The following is a 7785-nucleotide window of genomic DNA, read 5'->3' on the forward strand; positions in this document are numbered from 1 at the left end:
TTTTGACTGATAATATGACGTTCAACTAGCTTCATATCTTGATTATACCTGATAACGTTCTTAAAATCTATCGGTGGCCAAAGTTACTTATTTTAGCTATCTAGCTACAGAAATGAGTAGCTTTAAAAAGCTTTAGGTAGGTTTTTGGTTTCTGTGGTTAACCCCAGTCCCTAGAATGGTTTTGTCCGGCTTAAATTTCCGTTCAGGGGTCTTCGGTTTGAAAGTGGGAAGTGGGAAGTGGGAAGTAGGTTTTTTAAAGTTCGATTGGGAGTGAGAGATTAAAGCTGGTGATGGGATTTGAACCCGCGACCGGCTGATTACAAATCAGCTGCTCTACCACTGAGCTACACCAGCATTTTTGACCAACCCATTATAACACAAATAGGGCTTGCTGAAAAAGTTTTTCCCGCGGGCAGGGTGTGGGGTTTTAAGCTAAGACCGATTTTAACCGTCTATCCCCCCCGAGCAGATTCATCCCGCTGCTTTGCCTCCCTAGTCCGCGACCGGAAGACTAGGGAGCGATACACAGAGGTTCAATGAGTCAAAAGGGATGACCAATAATCAGTTATCAATGACCATTGACCGTTTAATAAGAGCCAGATTAATCCCCCTATTCCGAATAGAATAGTCAAAACATAAAACTGTGATTGACCAGAAACATTATACTTTAAGGCACTGCCGCTAAAAATCGTCGCTAAACTGACCAAATTAACCAGACCATCAATAATATAACGATCGAGCCAAGCGGTAATTTTTGACAGGCTTCCCACGGCTAAAACCACGGTAAACTGATAGATGCGATCAAGATAGAAGTCATAAGCGAACAAATCTTGCAAGAATCGCAGGATTAACCCGGTTGGTCTGGCCCAAGCTCGTCTTAACTCTACCATTAACCCGATAACTAGGCCAATTACCCCAGAGGCCATCAGTAAGGGAAAACCCCAGACAATAGTAAAACTCTGGTTATTAACGAGAGGATTGGTGAAAGATAGCCAAAAATCCCAACGTAGGGGAATAATCGGGGCCAATAAAGCGATTAAAATCAATGCTACCATGGGCAAAGCCATCGGCCAAGCCACTTCTGGGGTGCGATGGGTCTTACTTTGGGTTTGTCCCAAAAAGACTAAACGAAAGACCCGAGTAAGATTGACGATGCTAAGACAATTAACAAAGATTAAAACCGCTAATAACCACCAAGGAATCGCCCATTCACCACTTAACCACCGTTTTAATGTCCAAAACATCCCCAGGGGCATTAAAACCGTCATCCCCGCGGAACCTCCTAAAAAGGCCGTGGTTGTAGCCGGCATTCTTGCCCAAATTCCCCCCATTTCCGTGATATTCTGGTTACTGGTGGTGAGAATTAAGGCTCCTGCGCTCATAAACAATAAAGCTTTTGCAATCGCATGGGAGAATAAAATTAGTAAAGCGATATCCACATGACCTAATCCCACCGCAATAAAGACCAAACCGAGATAGGCACTGGTGGAGTGGCATAAAACCCGTTTAATATCAATTTGGGATAAGGCCATCAGAGAAGTACCGATTGCCGTCATTGTCCCCAACACTATTAAAACATTGGCAGCGATCGGAGATAGGGTAAACACCGGCTGCAGCTTAATTAAAACATAAGCCCCCGCCGAAACCACGATCGAATTCCGCATGATTCCGGCTGGATTTGGTCCCTCCATCGCCTCATCTAGCCACAAATTCAGGGGAAATTGGGCGCATTTACCCGTTGGACCAGCAATAAGGGCTAATCCTAACAAAGTCGCCGTCAGAGGTGGCACAGGGTTATTTACTGCCCAATTTTCTAACTGAGAAAAACTCAATCCTTCTCCGTAACTGGACAGAGCCACCAAACCCATCAATAAAATAATATCGCCGACGCGCTTGGTTAAAAAGGCATCTCGGGCTGCGGTTACTACCAAAGGTTGGGCATACCAAAAACCGACGAGGAGATAGGTAGAGACCGTTAACATCTCTAGGAAAGCGTAACTGAATAGTAGGGAGTCACTCAGGGCAATTCCCCCCAAAGCTGCCTCAAAAAAGCCCATTAAGCCATAAAATCTTGCCAAAGACCAATCCTTTTCCATGTAGCCAAGGGCATAGATTTGGGCCAAGAGACTGATGAGGGTAATCACTTCCAGCGTCCCCAAACTGACGGGAGAAAGTTCGATCGAAAGGGATAAACTAAGATCGGCCACTTTTACCCATTCAAAAGCCAGTTTAATCGTCTCTCGATGCCAAATTTGATTAAAAGCGATCGTTCCGTGTATTAACCCTAATACGGTCATCAATAGGTTAATATAAGCGGCCGGCCGCGGACCGGTGCGACTAATAATGCCTAAAGACCAAGGCAAGGTTAAAATCGAACCAATTAAGCCATAAATGGGAATTAACCAGCAAGTGTAAAGGAATAAATCTTTCATTCAGAGTGTTGGGGTGTTGGGGTGTTGGGGTGTTGGGATGTTAGGGTGTTAGGGTGTTAGGGTGTTAGGGTTTTAGTTGAAATTCCCCATTCCCCCATTTCCCCACTTCCCCATTTCCCCACTTCCCCACTTCCCTGTTTTTGGCCATAAAAAACTAACACTCGATCGAGAAGGGAGCGAGTTTAGTCAATTTAGTTATTTTACCGTTAATCCCGGGATCGGGCTAAATGCGCTGTAATAAAGATTTACCGTGGGAATCGGTGCTACAGGTGGCGAATAATTGGTACTGACGACTAAGAGCGAGTGCTTGTTCGGTTTCCCGTTGACTCGGTAGCCAGGGTTTGGGATTGCCGTAGGCATAAAAGGCCTCAATACCATCAATACCCAATTCTACCGCCGCCGCTACTAAATCGGCCGCGGGGCGATGGTAACGAAAGGGATGGGCGAGAACCACTAGGGCCCCCGCTTGCTGTAAACTGTTAATGACTCTAGAGGCCAAAGCTAGATCTCCTTCCGGTTTGGCTCTTTGCAGATAGGGAGTCAAGACGACGTGAGCGGGATCGAAACCATAGCCAAGAATATGCACTTCTGTGTCTAAGAGATTCGCCGTAATTTCTACCCCTGTCCAGAGATGGGGTAGAGAACCCTTTAAATGCTCATTTTCTAGCCAAATTTGGGCTTGTCGATAACCTTCGATCGAGTGATGATCAGTAATTGCTAATCCTTTTAGTCCGATGTCTAACGCTTGTCTCATCAAGTCCTGGGGACTCATTTGACCATCGGAACAATGGGTGTGGAGATGGAAATTGTAATGGTAGGGACAACTATCATAGCCGACATTTGCCCACACCGCTTTCAGCGCGAGGGTATCTTGAGCTAGGGGTGGAATTGTAGCAGAAACGACCATGCAGTATTGAGGAACTTTCCCAAAGATTACAAATTGTTAACAATCAGCATAGCAAATACCAAAAAAAATTGGGTAGCTGCTGTTACCACTAATACTAAATCCTCTTTCAAAGGTGTGGGGAAGTAGGGAAGTAGGGAAGTAGGGAAATGGGGAAATGGGGGAATGGGGAATTTCAACTAAAACCCTAACACCCTAACACCCTAACACCCCACACCCCACACCCTGCCCCCACCGAAAAACTTTTTGCCGCAAACCCTAACTAGAAAAACTTTTAGTCTTGACATAATATTAGGTCGAGGTGTAATCATCTGCGTTTTAGCTTACCTGTGACCATAAATACTTCCTTGACCGCTTCAAATCACACAAGTCTTTAGTAGTTGGGTAGGGTGCGTTAGGCAATCCCTTGTTTTTAGGGCAAAAATCAAGCTCTGAATATTGCCGTAACGCACCACAAAGAAAGGTTTTTGGTGAGTTACGCTAACGCACCCTACTGGGGAGCATCTCACTTTCTTTTCATTTCATTCACTTGACATTTCATCTGTCCAAGGTTATAACTATACTAGAGTGCGTAGTCTACGTACTTTGCCCTAATAAAAAGTAACAAACCACTTAAAATGATCACAAACATCTCTAGACGACTAACCACTGGCGCTCTTGCTATCGCTGGCAGCGTTGGCGCTCTCAGCTTTGCTGGTGCTGCTCAGGCTGCTCAATTGAATGCCAACATTGGCTATATTCCAATGGGTACTGTTTCTTATGTTGGCTCCAATCTAGCCAGTGCCACCTCAGTTACCTTTCCTCCGCTTAACTACGTCAATACCAACCAACCCCTTTATCGAGGTCTCGCCAACGACTTTTACTCTGGCCCTCTAGAGGTTGCTATTATGTCGCCCGTAGCTATCAGTCCCGTGACCTTCGACTTCTCTGCACCAGATGGTGTTGCTGGTGGCGGTGCTTTTACCGTAACCTTTACTACCGCCTCTGGCCTGGCTACTTTCACCGCCACATCCTTCACAACCGCTTCTGCTACTCCCGATACCCTTGATCTGTATATCAACGGTATAACCACAGGAACTGGTTTTGATCCCTCTCCCTCTAGCCTTCTCGTTAACCTCAACCAAGTCAGCGGTCCCGGTGGTGTAGTTAACGCTTCTACTACCTTTTCTTCTCCCCCCATCAACAAGGTACCTGAACCCTCTGCTATCCTCGGTATCTTAGCCGTTGCTGGTATTGGTGCTTTCGCTCGTCGCAAGAGCTAGTCACTGCCATTAGAGCAAAGACAAGCGTTAAGGTTAAGCTTAACGCCTTTTTTTGTGTCTAGAGAAGGGGATGGGGGAGTGGGGGGTTCGAGCATTTGTATTAAAATATCCAATACGCAATTTAAATGCAGTATACTGTTCACTTAACAATCCCACTGGTCACTGACAAGCTAAGACCCATCTAAAGTGCTTATTCTTAAGATTAGCCGAATCTCCCCCGCCCCCCCAACCCCCCCGACATCGGGGGGGGCCAGGAGGGGTGTTGCCTCTTGCAAGAGTGCCTCTTGCCTGATCTCAAATTGATCACTGATCACTGATCAGCCATTCCGATGCCCTTTCACCTAGATCTAGGGCCAGACTAACCGCTTTACCGAGACGGGGACGCTCGCGGGTTTCGCGGATAAAAGCTTGAAATTGACTAAAACCACCCCATTCGTGGAGATAATTAGCGATCGCATTGAGATGTTCCAGATATTCGGACTCGGAGAGGGGAAAAGAAGCTTGTTCGAGATATTTCCACATTACCTGGACATGAACCTTATCTTTGATGCGTCGTAGCTGGATATCGTAGGAACGACCCCATTTTTCTAGTAATAATTGCTGTAAGTCCACACCCGTCATGGTTGCTATCGCTTCTCAGATGTCAGTCGGCCTCTTGATTTTATCATAAATGTCAGGGGAAGACCCTCGATTTTACCGAAGGGATGACACCTGAACAACATAGAACAGCAAAGCACAACGATCAGATATCTCCGCTTGATCGGATAGTTTCAACCTGATGAACTTTACTCCACTGTGACACTTTTGGCTAAATTGCGCGGCTGATCCACGTCTAAACCGCGACGGGCTGCGATATGATAGGAGAGCAATTGTAGGGGAATTACTGTTAGAATTGGCGATAATAGTTCTTCAATTTCCGGCACATACAACAAATCATTAAAGACTTTTGGTGCTTCCGTATCGCTGTCGGCAACTACTCCCAATAATCGCGCATCCCTTGCCTTTGCTTCCTGTGCATTGGAGAGAACCTTATCATAAACTATCCCCGGCATAGCAATCGCTACTACGGGAACTTTTGCATCTAAAAGCGCGATTGGTCCGTGTTTCATTTCTCCTGCTGGATAGCCTTCCGCATGAATATAACTGATTTCTTTGAGTTTTAAGGCCCCTTCTAAGGCAATGGGGAAATTAATCCCCCGTCCCAAGAAAATAAAGTCTTGGGTGTCATTAAATTCATGGGCCAATTCTTCGATCGCTTTTTCCTGTGTTTCTAAGACAGTTTCGATCGATCTTGGCAGCGATCGCATTCCATTAATAATTTCCTCGATTCTCTCTAAAGACAAAGTTTGACGACGATAGGATAAATCCAAAGCTAAGAGATAAAAACCCAATAATTGTGCCGTAAAACTCTTAGTTGCCGCCACCCCGATCTCGATTCCTGCTTGGGTATTAATAATCTGATCGACCATTTGTGCTAGGGTACTTTCGGGGCGATTAGTAATACCGATAATCCGGGCCTGATATTTTTTTTCTAATCCTAAACGGCGCTGTTTTTCCGTTTCCAAAGCCGCTAAAGTGTCGGCTGTTTCCCCCGATTGCGTCACCCCGATAGTTAAAGTATTGGGCATCAGGGGCGTGGGTGCATAGCGAAATTCCGAGGCGTACTGTACCCTTGTGGGAATACCTGCCAACTGCTCGATCAAGTATTTACCGACTAAACTAGCGTGCCAACTGGTTCCACAGGCTAAAATCTGAATATGTTCTAAATTATCGTAAATTTCTTCAGAAAAATTAATATTTATTGGGTTGACATTATCCTCATTTTGTGCTGTCCAATGGGGATGCAGATAGGTCCCTAAACAGTCGCGCACCACTCCGGGTTGTTCGTAGATTTCCTTGAGCATGAAGTGACGATAACCCTGTTTTTCTACGGTCGTCGGACTCCAATCGAGGATTCTGGGGCTTTTACGGACTCTTTTGCCCTCAAAATTATAAATTTCTACTCCCAAGGGTGTTAACCGAGCGATTTCGCCATTATCCAGGGACAGCACTGCCCGGGTATGGGGAACCAAAGCACTGACATCGGAGGCACAGAAAAACTCCCCTTGACCAAAACCGATGATTAAAGGGGCGTGTTGCCGCACGACAATCAATTCATCGGGATAATCGGGACTAATCACCCCTAGGGCAAAGGCCCCCTCTAAACGTTCAATTGCCCTTAAAACTGCCTTGAGGAAAGGACTCACCCCCAAGTCTTCTTCATCGGTAGGTTTGGGTAGATAACTGGCGATTAGATGGGGAATAACTTCTGTGTCGGTTTCCGAGTCAAATATACAGCCTTTTTCCCTTAATTCTGTTCTTAATGCCTGAAAATTTTCGACAATGCCATTCTGTACCACTGCCACCCGTTGACTATTATCGGTGTGGGGATGGGCATTACTTTCTATGGGTTTGCCGTGGGTTGCCCAACGGGTGTGACCGATGCCAATTTGGGAGGGATTAACTTCCTGTTCTAATTTTTCCCGCAGATTGTAGAGTTTTCCCTGGGCGCGGACTCGATGTAATTCACCTTCGAGAATTGTGGCAATTCCTGCCGAATCATAACCCCGATATTCTAAACGTTCCAAACCAGCTAGGAGAATATCGATCGCTGTTTGGGTTCCGATATAGCCAACAATTCCGCACATTCTTTCCCTGACCCCATTTAGGCTAAGTCCGATCTATTCTATCGCAAGCGTGACACTTGTTTGCTTAGAGGCTAAAGACGCAGGGGGAAGGGTAAAGTTTCCTCTAATGGGACTCATCCTTCGCTCATTTTTGGGAGCAAGATGGGGTCAAAGAGGTCTCAAACGGCTCTTTTCCTGCGTCCGCCCAATCGACGAACTTGACGAGAACCAGTAGGAACCATCCAGATTGGGGCATCTGGGCGACGAGCTTCAAGGCGATCACAAGCGGCTATTTCACTCGCGTCAATTTCAAAGTCTCCAGTTTCGAGAGCGATTGCCACAATCTTGCCTTGATTACCTTGCTCGACTTGAGAACGTACCTGGGTCTCATAAATCTCATCGCCACGTCGAGCGAATTCTTCTTTACTGTAGCGGGGTTGTCTAACTGTCATTGAAGCGACCCTGTGGCAACTTTTGCCCCTCTATTTTAACCAAACATTGGGAATCTTCGCTAACATTCC

6 protein-coding genes and 1 tRNA gene are annotated in these 7785 nt (G+C 46.0%); 1 reads left to right on the forward strand and 6 read right to left on the reverse strand.

Features of this window, described 5'->3' with window-relative positions:
• Positions 1 to 282: 282 nt before the first annotated feature.
• From EWV68_RS02300 to EWV68_RS02310, 3 genes are all read right to left on the reverse strand, one after another.
• A tRNA-Thr gene (locus EWV68_RS02300) sits at positions 283 to 354 on the reverse strand.
• A 179-nt stretch (positions 355 to 533) separates the two neighbouring features.
• Positions 534 to 2432, reverse strand: coding sequence for an NAD(P)H-quinone oxidoreductase subunit F (locus EWV68_RS02305; RefSeq protein ID WP_287168675.1), 1899 nt, complete (start codon positions 2430 to 2432; stop codon positions 534 to 536).
• A 223-nt stretch (positions 2433 to 2655) separates the two neighbouring features.
• Positions 2656 to 3339, reverse strand: coding sequence for a PHP domain-containing protein (locus EWV68_RS02310; RefSeq protein ID WP_287168677.1), 684 nt, complete (start codon positions 3337 to 3339; stop codon positions 2656 to 2658).
• Positions 3340 to 3953: 614 nt separating this feature from the next.
• Here EWV68_RS02310 and EWV68_RS02315 point away from each other — a divergent pair.
• Entirely contained in the window at positions 3954 to 4598 is a 645-nt protein-coding gene (locus EWV68_RS02315; protein ID WP_287168678.1) for a PEP-CTERM sorting domain-containing protein, read from the forward strand.
• Positions 4599 to 4901: 303 nt separating this feature from the next.
• Here the strand turns inward: EWV68_RS02315 and EWV68_RS02320 are convergent, their stop codons facing one another.
• The 3 genes from EWV68_RS02320 to EWV68_RS02330 form a co-directional block, all read right to left on the reverse strand.
• A complete protein-coding gene (locus EWV68_RS02320; RefSeq protein WP_002756874.1) occupies positions 4902 to 5219 on the reverse strand; it encodes a DUF3067 family protein in 318 nt (105 codons plus the stop codon).
• A 164-nt stretch (positions 5220 to 5383) separates the two neighbouring features.
• Positions 5384 to 7285: a glutamine--fructose-6-phosphate transaminase (isomerizing) gene (gene glmS / locus EWV68_RS02325; RefSeq protein ID WP_287168679.1), complete on the reverse strand. Its 1902-nt coding sequence runs from the start codon at positions 7283 to 7285 to the stop codon at positions 5384 to 5386.
• Between the two features lie 158 nt (positions 7286 to 7443).
• Positions 7444 to 7716 (reverse strand): hypothetical protein, encoded by a 273-nt coding sequence (locus EWV68_RS02330; protein ID WP_061433168.1) that lies wholly within the window; start codon positions 7714 to 7716, stop codon positions 7444 to 7446.
• Positions 7717 to 7785: the final 69 nt, after the last annotated feature.

The sequence above is a fragment of the Microcystis sp. M_QC_C_20170808_M9Col genome, from assembly GCF_007095495.1.
In the GTDB taxonomy this organism is placed as follows: Bacteria; Cyanobacteriota; Cyanobacteriia; order Cyanobacteriales; family Microcystaceae; genus Microcystis; species Microcystis aeruginosa.